The 14,384-nt window shown below is 55.7% G+C and carries 15 protein-coding genes; 7 read left to right on the top strand and 8 right to left on the bottom strand.

Going from position 1 to position 14,384, the window contains the following annotated elements:
• Position 1: 1 nt before the first annotated feature.
• From KO499_RS16915 to KO499_RS16890, 6 genes are all read right to left on the bottom strand, one after another.
• Entirely contained in the window at positions 2–190 is a 189-nt protein-coding gene (locus KO499_RS16915) for a Trm112 family protein (protein ID WP_215984934.1), read from the bottom strand.
• A 19-nt stretch (positions 191–209) separates the two neighbouring features.
• Positions 210–1,256: a tetraacyldisaccharide 4'-kinase gene (lpxK, locus tag KO499_RS16910; protein WP_215984933.1), complete on the bottom strand. Its 1,047-nt coding sequence runs from the start codon at positions 1,254–1,256 to the stop codon at positions 210–212.
• Positions 1,253–3,031, bottom strand: coding sequence for a lipid A export permease/ATP-binding protein MsbA (gene msbA / locus KO499_RS16905; protein WP_215984932.1), 1,779 nt, complete (start codon positions 3,029–3,031; stop codon positions 1,253–1,255). The genes lpxK and msbA overlap by 4 nt, the downstream gene beginning before the upstream one ends.
• On the bottom strand, positions 3,028–3,453 hold the full coding sequence (locus tag KO499_RS16900; RefSeq protein WP_215984931.1) for an ExbD/TolR family protein: 426 nt from the start codon (positions 3,451–3,453) through the stop codon (positions 3,028–3,030). The genes msbA and KO499_RS16900 overlap by 4 nt, the downstream gene beginning before the upstream one ends.
• Positions 3,454–3,458: 5 nt before the next feature.
• Positions 3,459–4,085 carry a MotA/TolQ/ExbB proton channel family protein gene (locus KO499_RS16895; RefSeq protein WP_215984930.1) on the bottom strand — a complete coding sequence of 209 codons (627 nt, stop codon included), beginning with the start codon at positions 4,083–4,085 and terminating at the stop codon, positions 3,459–3,461.
• Between the two features lie 72 nt (positions 4,086–4,157).
• The gene (locus tag KO499_RS16890; RefSeq protein ID WP_323133375.1) at positions 4,158–6,566 is read right to left on the bottom strand and encodes a DNA internalization-related competence protein ComEC/Rec2; all 2,409 of its coding nucleotides are present in this window, start codon (positions 6,564–6,566) and stop codon (positions 4,158–4,160) included.
• Positions 6,567–6,671: 105 nt separating this feature from the next.
• Between KO499_RS16890 and KO499_RS16885 the strand changes: the two genes are divergently transcribed.
• A complete protein-coding gene (locus tag KO499_RS16885) occupies positions 6,672–7,217 on the top strand; it encodes a DUF2062 domain-containing protein (RefSeq protein ID WP_215984928.1) in 546 nt (181 codons plus the stop codon).
• On the opposite strand, the gene KO499_RS16880 is transcribed toward KO499_RS16885, so the two are convergent.
• Both KO499_RS16880 and KO499_RS16875 read right to left on the bottom strand, forming a co-directional pair.
• Positions 7,205–7,894 carry an ABC transporter ATP-binding protein gene (locus tag KO499_RS16880; RefSeq protein WP_215984927.1) on the bottom strand — a complete coding sequence of 230 codons (690 nt, stop codon included), beginning with the start codon at positions 7,892–7,894 and terminating at the stop codon, positions 7,205–7,207. The two genes, KO499_RS16885 and KO499_RS16880, sit on opposite strands and share 13 nt — an antisense overlap.
• A gap of 13 nt (positions 7,895–7,907) precedes the next feature.
• Positions 7,908–9,149, bottom strand: coding sequence for a lipoprotein-releasing ABC transporter permease subunit (locus KO499_RS16875; RefSeq protein WP_215984926.1), 1,242 nt, complete (start codon positions 9,147–9,149; stop codon positions 7,908–7,910).
• Between the two features lie 122 nt (positions 9,150–9,271).
• Here KO499_RS16875 and KO499_RS16870 point away from each other — a divergent pair, with 122 nt between their 5' ends.
• The 6 genes from KO499_RS16870 to trxB all read left to right on the top strand — a co-directional run bounded on the left by KO499_RS16870 (position 9,272) and on the right by trxB (position 14,346).
• Positions 9,272–9,859 carry a PilZ domain-containing protein gene (locus KO499_RS16870; RefSeq protein ID WP_215984925.1) on the top strand — a complete coding sequence of 196 codons (588 nt, stop codon included), beginning with the start codon at positions 9,272–9,274 and terminating at the stop codon, positions 9,857–9,859.
• Between the two features lie 95 nt (positions 9,860–9,954).
• Positions 9,955–10,257 (top strand): hypothetical protein, encoded by a 303-nt coding sequence (locus KO499_RS16865; protein ID WP_215984924.1) that lies wholly within the window; start codon positions 9,955–9,957, stop codon positions 10,255–10,257.
• Positions 10,258–10,359: 102 nt separating this feature from the next.
• On the top strand, positions 10,360–11,409 hold the full coding sequence (locus KO499_RS16860) for an agmatine deiminase family protein (protein ID WP_215984923.1): 1,050 nt from the start codon (positions 10,360–10,362) through the stop codon (positions 11,407–11,409).
• Complete coding sequence (locus KO499_RS16855; RefSeq protein ID WP_215984922.1) at positions 11,409–12,332, top strand: carbon-nitrogen hydrolase; 924 nt, start codon at positions 11,409–11,411, stop codon at positions 12,330–12,332. The genes KO499_RS16860 and KO499_RS16855 overlap by 1 nt, the downstream gene beginning before the upstream one ends.
• A 7-nt stretch (positions 12,333–12,339) precedes the next feature.
• Positions 12,340–13,251 carry an AAA family ATPase gene (locus KO499_RS16850; protein ID WP_215984921.1) on the top strand — a complete coding sequence of 304 codons (912 nt, stop codon included), beginning with the start codon at positions 12,340–12,342 and terminating at the stop codon, positions 13,249–13,251.
• A gap of 141 nt (positions 13,252–13,392) precedes the next feature.
• Positions 13,393–14,346, top strand: a complete 954-nt coding sequence (trxB, locus tag KO499_RS16845; RefSeq protein ID WP_215984920.1) for a thioredoxin-disulfide reductase — start codon at positions 13,393–13,395, stop codon at positions 14,344–14,346.
• Positions 14,347–14,384: the final 38 nt, after the last annotated feature.

Below are 14,384 nucleotides of genomic sequence, written 5' to 3'. Positions count from 1 at the left end.
TTTAACGCTTGTGCAGGCGCTCATCGGTAGACAGCGTCCGGGCCTCAGAGGCCAGCATCACCGGGATACCTTCGCGGATCGGGAAGGCCATGGCATCGTGGTAACAAATCAGTTCGCTTCTGTCATCATTGAGTTTCAATTCGCCTTTGCAGACCGGACAGGCCAACATCGCCAACAGTTTTTTATCCATGTTGCTTACTCATTTTATATCAAGAAATTAGAGCATCGGAGCACTGGCGGACACGATCCAGAAACACGTCCCGGAACTGATCGGGCAATCTCGCCTCAACCACCAGGATCCATGCATTTTCTGGTGCGAAATCCCGACATTTCACCGCGTCCTTTGCCGTCATTACAATCATCTCATCGTTATCCGCTATCAGGTCTTCAGGACAGAAGCGATGATGATCCGGAAAGACCGTCTCGTTAACCTCAGCTCCCAGGGCCCGGAGTGTGCCAAAAAACCGGGCCGGATTACCGATCCCTGCTACAGCTTTTACCGCTTTGCCGTTCAAATCGCCAACAGCCCCGGACTTTCCTGATTTAAGGTGGATGAGCGCTGCCGGCTCAAGAACCATGGAATAGATCGCCGGGTGGTCTACGTCAGCAAAGCGCTCCACTGTGCTCTCCGACAGTTCTTTGCCATTTACGATTATGAAATCTACCGAAGCGAGCCGCGAAACAGGTTCCCGCAATGGGCCGACCGGAATCATGGCGCCATTACCAATGCCCCTCTGCCCATCAAAGACTGAAATCTCCAGGTCCCGAGGCAACTTGTAGTGCTGTAGGCCATCGTCGCAGATCAGCAAATCACCGAGATTGTTTTCAAGGGCATAATCCGCACCGCGTCGGCGCTGCGGATCGACAACAACCGGATAGCCCGTATTGAGTGCCAGCATGACCGGCTCGTCTCCGGCCTTGGAGGCACTGGTATCTGCTGTTACTTCAAGAGGGTATTGATCAGCATCACCGCCATATCCCCGGCTGAGGATGACCGGTCGCCAACCCGCTGACGCCAGCTCAGAAACCAGCCAGGCGGTAAGCGGCGACTTACCGGTACCACCGGCAGTTATATTTCCAACAACAATTACCGGAACCGGCAGTGAAGCATTACGGCCTTCCCAGGCCGCTCGGCGACGGGTTTCTGAGATGCTTCGATACAACCACGCCAAAGGTGCCAAAAATGCGAGGGGCCGTTTACTGCCGTACCAAAGACGTTCAACCAGTGAACTCATGGCGGACTGCACCGCACTCATGACTGCTCACTGAACTGCATCTGATGGAGCTGTGCGTAGGCACCGCCAGCGGCGAGAAGTTCATCATGGCGACCCGATTCAACGATTCCCCCGTTTTCCATCACCAGAATCCTGTCGGCTTTCTCAATAGTGGAGAGACGATGTGCAATGACCAGTGTGGTGCGACCCTGCATTACCGTTTCCAGAGCCTCTTGAATGTGGCGTTCAGATTCAGTATCCAGCGCGGACGTTGCCTCATCAAGGATAAGGATAGGGGAATTCTTGAGCAGTGCCCGGGCGATGGCAAGCCGCTGTCTTTGACCACCGGAGAGCATGACACCGTTATCCCCAATCATCGTGTCCAGGCCTTCAGGCATACGATCAATAAACTCTAACGCATGAGCCTTCGCTGCGGCCTCCCGGATTTCCTCCGGCTTGCAATCTCTCAAAGAGCCATAGGCAATATTGGCGGCAATCGTGTCGTTGAACAGGACAACGTTCTGCGTAACCAGTGCAATCTGTTTACGCAGGGACTTCAGGGAGAACTCGCGTAATGAATGCCCATCAATTTTGATGTCGCCACCGGTGTACTCGTAGAACCTCGGCAACAGACTTACCAGCGTGGACTTCCCGCTACCAGAGCGCCCTACCAGGGCCACACTCTGCCCTGCAGGAATATTCAGCGAAATGTCCTCAAGTACATTGTCCAACTGATCACGGTACCGGAACGCCACGTCGTCGAACTCGATGTTGCCTTCAACGCGATCTGGAGAGTAGTTGCCCGGATCCTGCTCCGGCGTCTCGTCGATGGTTTCAAACACATCGTAAGCTGCCGCAACGCCCTTCTGAATCTTGGCGTGCACCGAGGTTACCTGTCGGATCGGCTTTGCCATGGTCGTCGCAGCAGTAATAAAGGCAACCAACTGACCTGTGCTCATTTCGCCACGAATTTCCGGTGCAAGCATCATCCAGACCAGTCCGGCAATAGCGATAGCCACCAACACCTGAATTACCGGAACACTGATGGCCTGAGTCGAAGCCATCTTCAAACTCTGTTTCAGATTTTTCTCATTAACTTCCTGGAAACGCTTTCGCTCATAATCCTCACCACCAAACGTGCGAACAACGCGATAACCGGAGATCGATTCTGAGGCCACGTGGGTTATGTCGCCCATCGAGCCCTGAATACGCTTGCTGATCTTGCGAAAGCGCCTACTGGCGTAGCTGACAACCGCTCCGATGATCGGACCCACCGCGAGGAAAATGAGTGTGAGCTTCCAGTTGGTGTAGAACATGTAGCTCAACAGACCAACGATGGTAAGGCCTTCACGGAGTGTGATGGTAACTGCGTTGGTCGCGGCTTCCGCCACTTGCTCAACGTTGAAAGTGAGCTTGGAAACCAGACGCCCGGCTGCGTTGTCATCAAAATAGCGGGAAGGTAGTGTCATCAGGCGATCGAACACATCATTACGCAAAGCGTTGATGACCTGTCGGCCGACATAACTGATGAAATACTGGCTAAGGAAGGTACCAAGTCCCCGGAATGCAAAAACCCCGACAATTACCAGCGTGAGAATCAGGCGATTCTGGTCGGTGGGGTTTTCAATAGCCGCGATAACATATTCCATGGCTGCTGCCATGCCTGTCGATGCAGCGGCATAAATGACGTTTCCAAGTACAGCCAGGGAGAAGGCCAGCAAGAAGGGCTTCACATAAGCAAGCAGACGTTTATAAGTTTCCCAGCTACCGGCCGGTAACCCGGCCGAAGCATCATGCAAAGGCTCGTCTACCTTCACCGGTTTTCAGCCTCCCGCTCAGTGGTAATACTGAGTTTGGCGAATCCCAGACGTCCGGCAACGTCCATGGCGCGAACCACAAACTCGTGGGGAGTGCGGGCATCAGCGGTAATGATAAATGGGAGTGAATCATCGCCTTCAGCCAGTTCACTCACACCGCGCTCGAGGGTCTCGCGCCGGTTATTGACCAGCGTACGGTCATTCAGGGTGTACTGTCCCTCGGCATTGATCACCACATCAATCTGTTTCACTTCCGATGCCGACGCGGGTTCGCCACTCGCCTCGGGAAGCTGGACTTGCAGATGGCTTTCCCGGGTAAAGGTTGTGGAAACCATAAAGAAAATCAACAGCAGGAAAACCACGTCAATCAGTGGTGTCAGGTCAACCCCGACTTCCTGGCTTCTCTGGCGCTTGAACTTCACGGTGTTCAGGCTCCTTCCACGTCGATTTCGCGGTCTCCGTGTACTACCTCAACCAGCTTGATAGCTTCCTGTTCCATACCGACGACCAGCTCATCTACCCGGCGAATGAAGTAACGATGGCAAATCAATGCCGGGATCGCCACGCTCAGGCCAGCTGCCGTGGTGATCAGTGCTTCGGAGATCCCACCTGCCAGATTACCGGCGTTGCCAACCCCCGCCAGCTGTATCTCGGCAAAAACCTTGATCATGCCGATTACCGTGCCCAGCAGACCCAGAAGAGGGGTAATGGTGGCCACAGTTCCCAGGGGATTCAGGAAGCGTTCCAGATCGTGGATCACCTGACTGGCTTCGTGTTCGATACTCTCTTTCATGATTTCTCGACCATGCTTGGCGTTCATCAGGCCACCGGCAAGAATTCTGCCCAGGGGTGAGGAACTCTGAAGCGCTTTCAGTTTCCGGGCATTCAGTTCTTTTTTCTTGATCCAGCGCCATAGCTCATTAATGGTCTGGGAAGGCGCCACCCTTGAGGCGCGAAGGGTCCAGAAACGCTCCAGAATAATGGCCAGCGCCAGAATGGAGCAGGCAACGATTGGCACCATCAGAATGCCACCGGCTTTCAACAGCTCGAACACGCTTGATCTCCCTGATTGTTTACAAGCCGCGCTACTTTAGCATAGCTACCGGCGGAGGCCACACCTGCAATGTCACGGTATTTTACATTGGTCACGGGCAAGTCCCGACCCTCCAATCCAGAACGGCGACCCGTTGCGCGCTTCCTTCAGCACCAATTGATTATCAACTACAGTCATCACCAGGCTGCCTGAACAGGCTGTATTCAGCGAAACTGCTCCGATCTCGTCATAACGGGCTGTAACTGTTGGATGTGGATGGCCATACCGATGTCGATAGCCGGCCGTATAAATGACCCAGTCCGGTTTCAACACCCTCACCCAGGCTTCAGACGAGGACGTTTTACTGCCGTGGTGGGGTGCAACAAGCATTCGGGAAGCCGCTTCCCCAGACTCTTCGCTGACGGACAAGTCTGCCAGATACCGAGCCTCCATCTGGTCGGTAATATCCCCCGGCAAGAGCCACTCGATACCAGACTCAGGGTGAAGGATCCGCACCACACAGGACGCGTCGTTCCCTTCTGTCGCTCCATCTCCCTGCCAGTACTCGATTACCAGGTCACCAAGCCTTTGCACAGGCTGTTCGCAGTCCTGAACCGGCATACCATCGAGCATCTCTCCGACCGAAGCCGGTTCGCCAGAAACGACACGGCCGATCGTGATCTGCCTGGCCAGTTCCTTTACACCTCCGGCATGGTCATTGTCTGCGTGACTCACGACCAGTGTGTCAATTCTCTGAATTCCCTCGGCCTCAAGGTTCGGCAGAAGAACCGATTCGGCAGCCGAAAACACCCCCGGAACGGCAGGGCCGGTATCATAGACCAGAACCTCATGCTTATGACGAACCAGAACCGAAAGCCCCTGACCAACATCCCAAACCCTTAGTTCTGGCTCAGCCAGATATGGATTTTCTCCCGCAGGCGCGCCCGGGTATACCAGCCAAAACACACCCACCAACGCAGCAACGAGGCGAAAGATGGCAAACGGCATGACCACAAGTGTGATCGTCAGAAATGCCCACCCAGCAATCTCCGGCAAGCTCGCAGTGATGCCCGGCACATCCCATTCCGCCAGCCAACTTAGGCAGTACCAGAGCACACTTAATGCACAATCAAACAATGGCACAAAGAGGTCCCCAGCGCCGGGCACAACCGCAGTCACCAAGCCTCCCATCACCAGCAATGGCATAACGATCAGGGATACCCAGGGAATCGCAACCAGATTTGCCTGAAGCCCTACGAGTGGCTGCCCCTGCCCCAGAATCTCCAGGATCGGCCATAACCCCCCAAAGACGGCAATCTGGGCTACAGCGAGCCCCTTCACAAACCCGGTTCCGGAAAGCCGCGCCGAAAACACGGCAATCAGAACTGCGACAGCCGTGAACGAGAGCCAGAACCCCTGGTCCAGCGGTGCAAAAGGGTCTAGCAGAAGTACAGCAGCCAGGGCCGTCAGAAGAGACTGCCAAACCGGAGCCTGACGGCTCATCAGGAGCAACCACCCACCGGCGAACACCATAATCAGGGCTCGGCGAGTTGGAACGGTAAAGCCGGCTGCAAGTGCATAAATCAAGGAACAGGTGATAACCGAGAAGAAGATAATCCGACGTTGTGACCGATCAGTGAGACTTCGGGCAGGCAAACACAGCAACAGGCGCCTTGCCACAAAGCCCGCCCCCAGAGCGACCAGTCCAAGATGCAGACCCGAGATGGCCACCAGGTGAATGGTGCCGGTCGCCTTGAGGACATCCCAGTGTTCCTTTTCCATATGGCCTCGATGGCCAATGAGCAATGAGGAAATCAGCGCAAAATGACGTGCATGCCCGAACTGCTTCAGGGTCCAGTTGTGAAGCGAGATATGCAGGCTCCGGTACTGGCAATGCAGCAAACACCGCACGGTCGGCTCGCCCTGAACATTACGAACGCTTCCCGTAGCACGGAATCCCTGGCGAAACAGCCAGTCCTCGTATCGGAATCCAACGGGATTGAGCGCGCCGTGAGGACGCTTGAGAACGACCTCCATCCGCAGGCGGTCGCCAGGAAGTTGATCGCCTCCATGGCCGTACCAGGACAACCTAAGCAGGTCAGGCAGCCTTGCGTCCTGCCCGATTTCAATGGGAAGGTTGTGCCATTGGGTGACACAGAAACTGAAACGTAGACTGTTGAAACTACCACGAGAAGGTATGTCACACAGGTAACCTGAGACCGATAGCCGCTCCCGCTCGAGACTGGCCGGAAGAACGGCCGAAAGCCGATCACTGGCATGCCAGGACGCCCAGGACAGCCCGGCAACCAGGGCCAGGCTCAAAACCAATACCCGGAAGGCCAGGGGCGGCAAAGGGCCGGACAAGCCGATAGCAAACAGAAATATCGCGGCGATCAAGCATTCTGGAGGTGGCAGTATCGACAACCAATACAGTAAGATAACGCCGCAAGAAAAGGCGATTACGCCCGATACTACAGAACCGGTGTTGTCATAAGAGCACACCGGTCGGTTATTATTTCCGGACAATCCTTGTCCCCCTGTATATGACAAACACCGGCGACATCCGATGAGCCGGTATACTTACTCCGTCTAAAGGCAGAACTTCCCATGCCAAAGAAGTTCATGAAACGTTATCTGCCCTCACCAGAGAAGGTGCAAGCGATGCAGTCGCTGAGCTTTCTGGGCGATATCCTTCATGAACCCAACCTCTGGCATATAAACCGGCATAGTGTTGCCCGCGCCTTTCTGGTTGGCATCTGGTTCTGCTTCATTCCCATGCCCTTCCAGATGCTTGCAGCAGCGGTTTTCGCCATCTGGTTCAATGCCAACATGCCGCTCTCGGTAGTACTGGTCTGGATCAGCAATCCAGTCACCATGCCACCGATGTTCTACTTCAACTATAAAGTCGGGGCCTGGGCCCTGGACCGGCCGGTACTCAGCTTTGATTTCGAGCTATCCTGGTCCTGGATCAGTGAGCGGCTACTGGACATCGGCATTCCGCTCTACCTTGGCTCGCTTGTGGTTGCAACGGTCTCGGCATGCCTCGCCTACCTGATCATCCAGTATCTCTGGCGCCGGAAAATACGGTCAGACTGGCAGGTGCGGCGCACCAGCCGCCTCAGGCGAAGACGGGCAGCCGATCAGACTTCCTGAATCAGCCGACCCTGCTCGAGCCGCAATACCCTTCCCAGACTGCGGGCCATTTTCATGTCGTGCGTTACCATGACAAACGCGATACCCAACTGATCACGCAGGGACTCAATCAGCGCCCTGACCCCCTCTCCGGTGTGTTCATCCAGGTTGCCGGTAGGTTCATCCATCAACACACAGCCTGGTTCGTTCACCAGTGCACGGGCAATCGCAACCCTCTGGCGCTCGCCCCCGGACAGCTCGCCCGGTTTGTGGGCCAGTCGCTCAGCGAGGCCTACCCTCTCCAGCAGACTCTTTGCCTTGTCACGGGACTTCGATACCGTCATCCCTCCCAGCGCACACGGCATCATGACATTCTCAAGCGCAGTGAATTCAGGCAAGAGATGGTGAAACTGGTAGACAAAACCAAGGTGCGCATTACGGAACCGGGCCCGTCGTGCCTCAGACAACCGGTGAATATCCGCACCACAGATGGAAATATGGCCAGAGGAAGGTTTGTCGAGTCCACCGAGGAGATTCAGCAGGGTCGTTTTCCCGGCTCCGCTGCTTCCCACGATGGCGACGGTCTCTCCCTGGGCTACTTCCAGGGAAATATCCGAGAATATGGTCAGCTTTCCGGGGCCCTCGTTGTAGGTCCGGGTGACCTGACGACAGTCGATCACCAGGGATGAACTCGCCATAGAGGAATTTTCCTTATTCATAGCGAAGCGCCTCCGCCGGATCGACTCTCGAAGCCCGCCAGGCCGGATAAATGGTGGCCAGCAAACTCATGGCAAGGCCGGCGCCGCTGATGATGAGAACGTCCTGCCATTGCAGTTGTGACGGCAGGTAGCTTATGAAATACACGTCCGCACTCAGGAACTGATGGCCAAGCACACCTTCAAGCCAGGAGATAAAAGCACTGATATTGAGCGCGCCGACAACTCCAAGAGCCGTGCCGACGATCGTTCCGAAGATCCCGATGACGGCACCCTGAACGATGAATATGCGCATGATCCGGCCCGGAGTCGCCCCCATGGTCCGGAGGATGGCGATGTCACCGGTCTTATCCGTAACCACCATGACCAGGGTGGACACAATATTGAAGGCGGCTACGGCGACAATAAACATCAGAAGCAGACCGATCATGGTTTTCTCCATCCGAATCGCCTGGAACAGGTTGCCGTGGGTACGCGTCCAGTCGGATACGTAATAGCGACCGCCAAGCCCACTTGCTACATCTCGTGATACTTTTGACGCGGCAAACAGATCATCCACCAGCAAACGGATGCCCTCGGCCTTGCCATCGGTGCGCATCAGTTTTGCAGCATCGTCCATGTGAATCAGAGTGTAATTTCCATCCAGCTCGGCCCCTACGCTGAAAATACCTTTGACGGTAAATCGCTTGAGCCTGGGAAGAACCCCGGCAGGCGTTACCGAAGCCTCAGGCAGTACCACCGTCACCTTGTCACCTACCTCAAGACGGAGACTGGCGGCCATCAGGCGTCCGATAATAATTCCGAACTCTCCGGAAACGAGATCATCCAATCCACCTTCGATCATATGATTCTCAATAATCGAAACGGTTCGCTCTTCTTCCGGCAGAATACCGTTAAGCATCACGCCACGAACGTTACCGCCGCCGGTAACCATTCCCTGTCCCTGGATAAAAGGAGCCGCAGCCAACACCCGGGGATGCTGTTGCACCTGGGCATCAATCGATTGCCAGTCATCCAGTGGCCCCGCCCCCTGAATTGTGGCGTGAGGCACCATCCCCAGGATTCGCTGCTTGAGTTCTCGATCGAAGCCATTCATGACCGACAGCACGATAATCAGTACCGCGACTCCCAGCATCAGCCCGATCATGGAGGTCAGGGAAATAAAGGATATGAAGTGATTTCGCCGCTTCGCGGCCGTGTATCGCAAGCCTATGTATAACGATAAGGGTCTGAACATGAAGAGGTGCCTGTTGCTACCTTCAGATCTGTCGTGGTCTGGTTTTCCCGGGTACCTACCAGCACGGAGGGAAACTGCTAAACTGTTCTGTACCAATAAAATTTCAGCTTTCCGGAGCCCCAATGCAGTCGCCTGACATCCCAAACGAACCGGCAGACTATTCACCTGAACGCCGGGATTTTTTCCGCATTGAAGACCGGATCGGCCTGGAGATCCGCAAACTGGCCCCTGACGCCTCACCGGAAAGTGAGGCCTTCGATGGCGACCACCTTGAAAGCCTTAAAGCTGAACTCAGGCGGCTGGATCAAGACGTCAAGTCTCAGCTCGCCAGCCTCGCCGAAAGAGACCGGCTACTGACCGGACTGATCAAATCAATTAACGGCAAGCTGGACACGCTTGCGCGCATTATGGCCTTTGAGCAAAATCCCTTGCAACCTGAGGCCTGGCAGGAAGTAACTCTGAGTGAGGGCGGACTGTCCTTTTCAAGCAGCACGCCTGCCTGGCAACCGGGAGATCAACTTGCTGTCAGGATGACCCTGCCCCCCGACCTTTTCCAGCCCCAGGGAATTGCCCGGGTCATGGAGGTGCTCCCCGATTCATCAGGCGGAGCAAGGGTCCGCACCGAGTTTGTCCGAATGGACGACAGCGATCGCCAGCAAATCGCAAGACATGTGATGCGATGGCAGATTCGACAGCGTCAAAAGGAGTAGACTGGGGAAAAATGGGTGACTTTTACTAATCTTTTTCGGATATTACGCTTTATCCATGTCCTTCCGAGGGCGCCAGTTTTCATGGAGATCGATCAATGAAAAAACAAACTACCCTGTTCGGGGCGCTGGCAATGACTGCCACATTGGCCCTGTTCCCGATGACGTCCGCGGTAGCTGAAGAAATTCGCTTGCCGGTTGCCACTCAGGCAGACCGTGACACAGCCAGCTTTCCCGGCACCGGCATGAGCCAGTCCGCCGTCCGAGCTTCTTGGGGCGCCCCTCTGGAGATTCAGGGCCCGGTAGGACAACCGTCTATAACCCAATGGCACTACCAGAGCTTTGTCGTGTATTTTGAAGGCGACAAGGTGATCCACACCGTTCTCAAGCCCAAACGCTGAAGGCCCAAGGGGTCTTTCCAGCTCGGCCCCCTCCTTCCCATGTCCTGACGTTCAGCCAATCGTTGGTTAGAATGACGTCTTTTATGATTTTAAGGTGACGTAGTGACAACCAAGCGAGTGTTGCCCGCCGAGTGGGCTAACCAGAGCGCAGTCATGCTGACCTGGCCACATCCGGGAACTGACTGGGCAGGCCTGATGGAAGAGGTGGAGCCTGTCTTCGTGAACATCGCACAAGCGGTGCTCCGATACGAACATCTCGTTATCAGTTGCGAATACGTCGCGCGCCTACAGGAGCTTGAACGGGATTTAAATCGCTACGCTGAAGAGAACAGTCTTCCCGGTCGCGTCAAGACGGTTCCCGCACCAGCAAACGATACCTGGGCAAGAGACCATGGTCCGATCACCATCATCACTGATGACAAGCCGACACTACTGGATTTTCGGTTTAACGCCTGGGGCGGCAAGTTCCCTTCGGAAAAAGACGACGCGTTAAACAGCAACCTGTTGAATGCCGGCGTATTCGGCACGACGACAATGCAGCAGATTGACTTCGTCCTGGAGGGCGGCTCCATTGAATCTGATGGCCAGGGCACCTTACTGACCACCTCTGAATGCCTGCTGACGCCAAGCCGCAATCCTGCCATGGATCGCACCGCGATTGAGCAGCTGCTTTCAGACGTATTGGGGGTTGGCCGGATACTCTGGCTTAACCACGGCTATCTTGCCGGAGATGACACAGACAGCCATATTGACACACTGGCTCGATTCTGCGCCCCGGACCACATCTGTTATGTCGCCTGTCCGGACGTCGCCGACGAACACTACAGTGCTCTGGCGGCCATGGAAGAAGAACTTCAGGAGTTCCGGCAGGCCGACGGTTCCGCCTACAAACTGACACCACTGCCCTGGCCTGAGGCTATCCATGACGAAGACCATGAGCGGCTGCCGGCAACCTACGCCAACTTCCTGATTATTAACGGTGCGGTATTGCTCCCCGTGTATGGCGTTGCCCAGGATCAAGACGCCATCGCCATTATGCGGGACATTTTCCCTTCCAGGGACATAGTACCGATTGATTGCAGGCCCCTGATTCGTCAGCATGGCAGCCTTCATTGTGTAACCATGCAGATCCCCGCCGGAGTAGTCAGCTGATGAGCAACCAATCCCACAACAGCCAGATCAAGGTTGCCGCCATCCAGCAGGCTTGCAGTAACGACAAGTCGGCAAGCCTCGCCGTTTCCGAAAAGCTGGTCCGCGAAGCCACGGCTAACGGCGCAAACCTGGTCATTCTTCAGGAGCTTCACGCCACATCCTATTTCTGCCAGACCGAAGATACGTCGGTATTCGAACTGGCCGAACCGATTCCCGGACCCACCAGCCAGCGTCTCTCTGATCTGGCCCGGGAACTGGGGATAGTGCTTGTTGGTTCAATTTTCGAACGACGGATGAACGGTGTTTATCACAACACCGCTGTCGTCTTTGAAACAGACGGCTCCCTGGCCGGGCTGTACCGCAAGATGCATATCCCGGACGATCCGGGCTTCTATGAAAAGTTCTATTTCACTCCCGGCGATGCCCACTTCAACGACGGCCGCAGTGGCTTCACGCCTATTGATACGTCAGTTGGCAGGCTTGGGGTCCTCGTCTGCTGGGACCAGTGGTACCCTGAGGCCGCTCGTCTGATGGCTCTGGCCGGGGCCGAGATTCTCATATACCCCACCGCCATCGGCTGGGATAAAACAGATACTCCGGACGAGCAGGCTCGTCAGCTGGATGCCTGGATCACTGTACAAAGGGGACATGCGATTGCCAACAATCTGCCGGTTGTAGCACCAAACCGGGTAGGCACCGAAGCGGACCCATCAGGATATAGCGATGGCATCCGTTTCTGGGGTAACAGTTTCATTTGCGGTCCACAAGGCGAACTTCTGGCTCGAGGCGATGACGGCTCCGAATGCATTCTGGCCGCCACTGTTGATCGGACCCACAGTGAATCGGTTCGCCGTATCTGGCCGTACCTGAGAGACCGTCGTATCGACGCCTACGGCGACATCCTCAAACGCGTAAGGGACTAAGTCCGAAATGAAGAAATTGGTCGATACCGTAGTCAATGAGCTCAACCAGATACTCTTGGGCAAAGATCAGCAAGTGCGCCTTGCTCTATGCGGGCTATTGGCCCGGGGGCATCTGCTGATCGAGGATATTCCGGGCATGGGGAAGACCACACTGTCCCACGCTCTGGCCAAAATAATGGGGCTGAGCTACCAGCGCATCCAGTTTACTAACGACTTGTTGCCTGCGGACGTGCTTGGTTATTCAATGTACGACAAACAGGCCGGCAGCCTGGTATTTCATCCCGGGCCAATTTTTGCACAGGTTGTCCTGGCGGATGAAATAAACCGTGCATCACCCCGCACACAGAGCGCATTGCTTGAAGCGATGGAAGAGCGGCAGGTTTCTATCGAAGGAGAGACCCGGCCCCTGCCTCACCCGTTCTTTGTCATTGCCACCCAGAACCCCACCGAACAGGGCGGTACTTACCCCCTGCCCGAGTCACAGCTTGACCGCTTCCTCATGCGCCTGCGACTGGGCTACCCGGACCCGCGGGCAGAAAGGGAGTTGCTGGAAGGCGAAGACCGTCGCGTGATGACAGAAAAGCTTCCGACGTTGCTGTCCCAAGCCAACCTGAAAGTCCTTCAGGAAGCAGTAGCCCGGATTACCGCAAGTCCGGCACTTCTTGATTACGTTCAACGATTGCTCGAACAGAGTCGGAGAATGCCTGGCCTTTTGTACGGACTGTCACCTCGCGCCGGATTGGGGCTGGTACGTGCTGCCAAAGCCTGGGCTTTGATGGAGGGACGTCATCACGTGCTTCCAGACGATATCCAGGCAGTATTCCCCTCGGTGGCAGCCCACCGCCTTGAACAGGGCGAATCCGGCAAAAGCGCTGAACGCGTTCGTCAGCTGCTGGCAACCGTTTCAGTGCTTGAGTAAATAGCAAGGTTTTATAAGCAGAATAGGCCAAAACGAATGGCAGACAACGCCTTTCATGTTAGCCTTGCCACTTTTCCCCGAAGCGTCTGGCCCTGAAACAGGACCCGGCAACGTACGGTTTTTTTCGTGAGAGAGTTCCCAATGAGCGACACCAAACATTCCCGATTAATCATCCTCGGTTCCGGTCCCGCAGGCTATACCGCCGCCGTTTACGCAGCTCGCGCCAACCTGAACCCTACTCTGATTACCGGTATCGAAGTCGGTGGCCAGCTCACCACCACCACCGACGTTGACAACTGGCCCGGCGATAACGACGGTGTGCAGGGTCCTGAGCTCATGCAGCGCATGCTGAAACATGCCGAGCGTTTCGAAACCAGCATTGTCTACGACACGATCAACGAAGCTGACCTTAACAACCGTCCGTTTCGCCTCAAGGGTGATAGCGGGGAATACACCTGCGACGCCCTGATTATTGCGACCGGAGCCTCCGCCATGTATCTCGGCCTGGAGTCCGAGGAGAAATTCAAAGGCCAGGGCGTCTCTGCCTGCGCCACTTGCGACGGCTTTTTCTACAAAAAGCAGAAAGTCGCGGTCATTGGCGGTGGCAATACCGCCGTGGAAGAGGCGCTGTACCTCTCCAACATCGCCGACGAAGTAACCCTGGTGCACCGTCGCGACAGCCTCCGTGCCGAGAAGATCCTCCAGGACAAGCTGTTCGAAAAAGCTGAAAACGGCAACGTCAATATTGTTTGGGACCACACTCTCGATGAAGTCCTCGGTGACGCGACCGGCGTAACCGGCATGCGCATCAAGAGCACCAAAGACGGCTCCACCCAGGAAATGGACCTGGCCGGCGTGTTCATCGCCATCGGCCATAAACCAAACACCAGTCTGTTTCAGGGTCAGCTCGACATGGAAAACGGATACATCCGTATACGTTCCGGCCTCGAGGGCATGGCCACCCAGAGCAGCATCCCCGGAGTCTTTGCTGCTGGCGACGTGGCTGACCACGTCTACCGCCAGGCGGTCACCTCCGCCGGCTTCGGCTGCATGGCCGCACTGGATGCGGAAAAGTTTCTGGATCAACAGGATTGATCCAGGTTTCTCGGGCACGACACAGAAGCTGATCGAGA

This window comes from Marinobacter sp. F3R08 (assembly GCF_018860425.1).
Classification (GTDB): Bacteria; Pseudomonadota; Gammaproteobacteria; order Pseudomonadales; family Oleiphilaceae; genus Marinobacter.
This window is presented reverse-complemented; position numbering and strand designations above follow the sequence as displayed.

Coding starts and splice junctions, on each gene's coding strand:
- KO499_RS16915 (WP_215984934.1), bottom strand. CDS start 190: ATGGATAAAAAACTGTTGGCGATGTTGGCCTGTCCGGTCTGCAAAGGC.
- lpxK (WP_215984933.1), bottom strand. CDS start 1,256: ATGAGTGCGGTGCAGTCCGCCATGAGTTCACTGGTTGAACGTCTTTGG.
- KO499_RS16885 (WP_215984928.1), top strand. CDS start 6,672: ATGCCAAAGAAGTTCATGAAACGTTATCTGCCCTCACCAGAGAAGGTG.
- KO499_RS16880 (WP_215984927.1), bottom strand. CDS start 7,894: ATGGCGAGTTCATCCCTGGTGATCGACTGTCGTCAGGTCACCCGGACC.
- KO499_RS16875 (WP_215984926.1), bottom strand. CDS start 9,149: ATGTTCAGACCCTTATCGTTATACATAGGCTTGCGATACACGGCCGCG.
- KO499_RS16870 (WP_215984925.1), top strand. CDS start 9,272: ATGCAGTCGCCTGACATCCCAAACGAACCGGCAGACTATTCACCTGAA.
- KO499_RS16865 (WP_215984924.1), top strand. CDS start 9,955: ATGAAAAAACAAACTACCCTGTTCGGGGCGCTGGCAATGACTGCCACA.
- KO499_RS16855 (WP_215984922.1), top strand. CDS start 11,409: ATGAGCAACCAATCCCACAACAGCCAGATCAAGGTTGCCGCCATCCAG.
- KO499_RS16850 (WP_215984921.1), top strand. CDS start 12,340: ATGAAGAAATTGGTCGATACCGTAGTCAATGAGCTCAACCAGATACTC.
- trxB (WP_215984920.1), top strand. CDS start 13,393: ATGAGCGACACCAAACATTCCCGATTAATCATCCTCGGTTCCGGTCCC.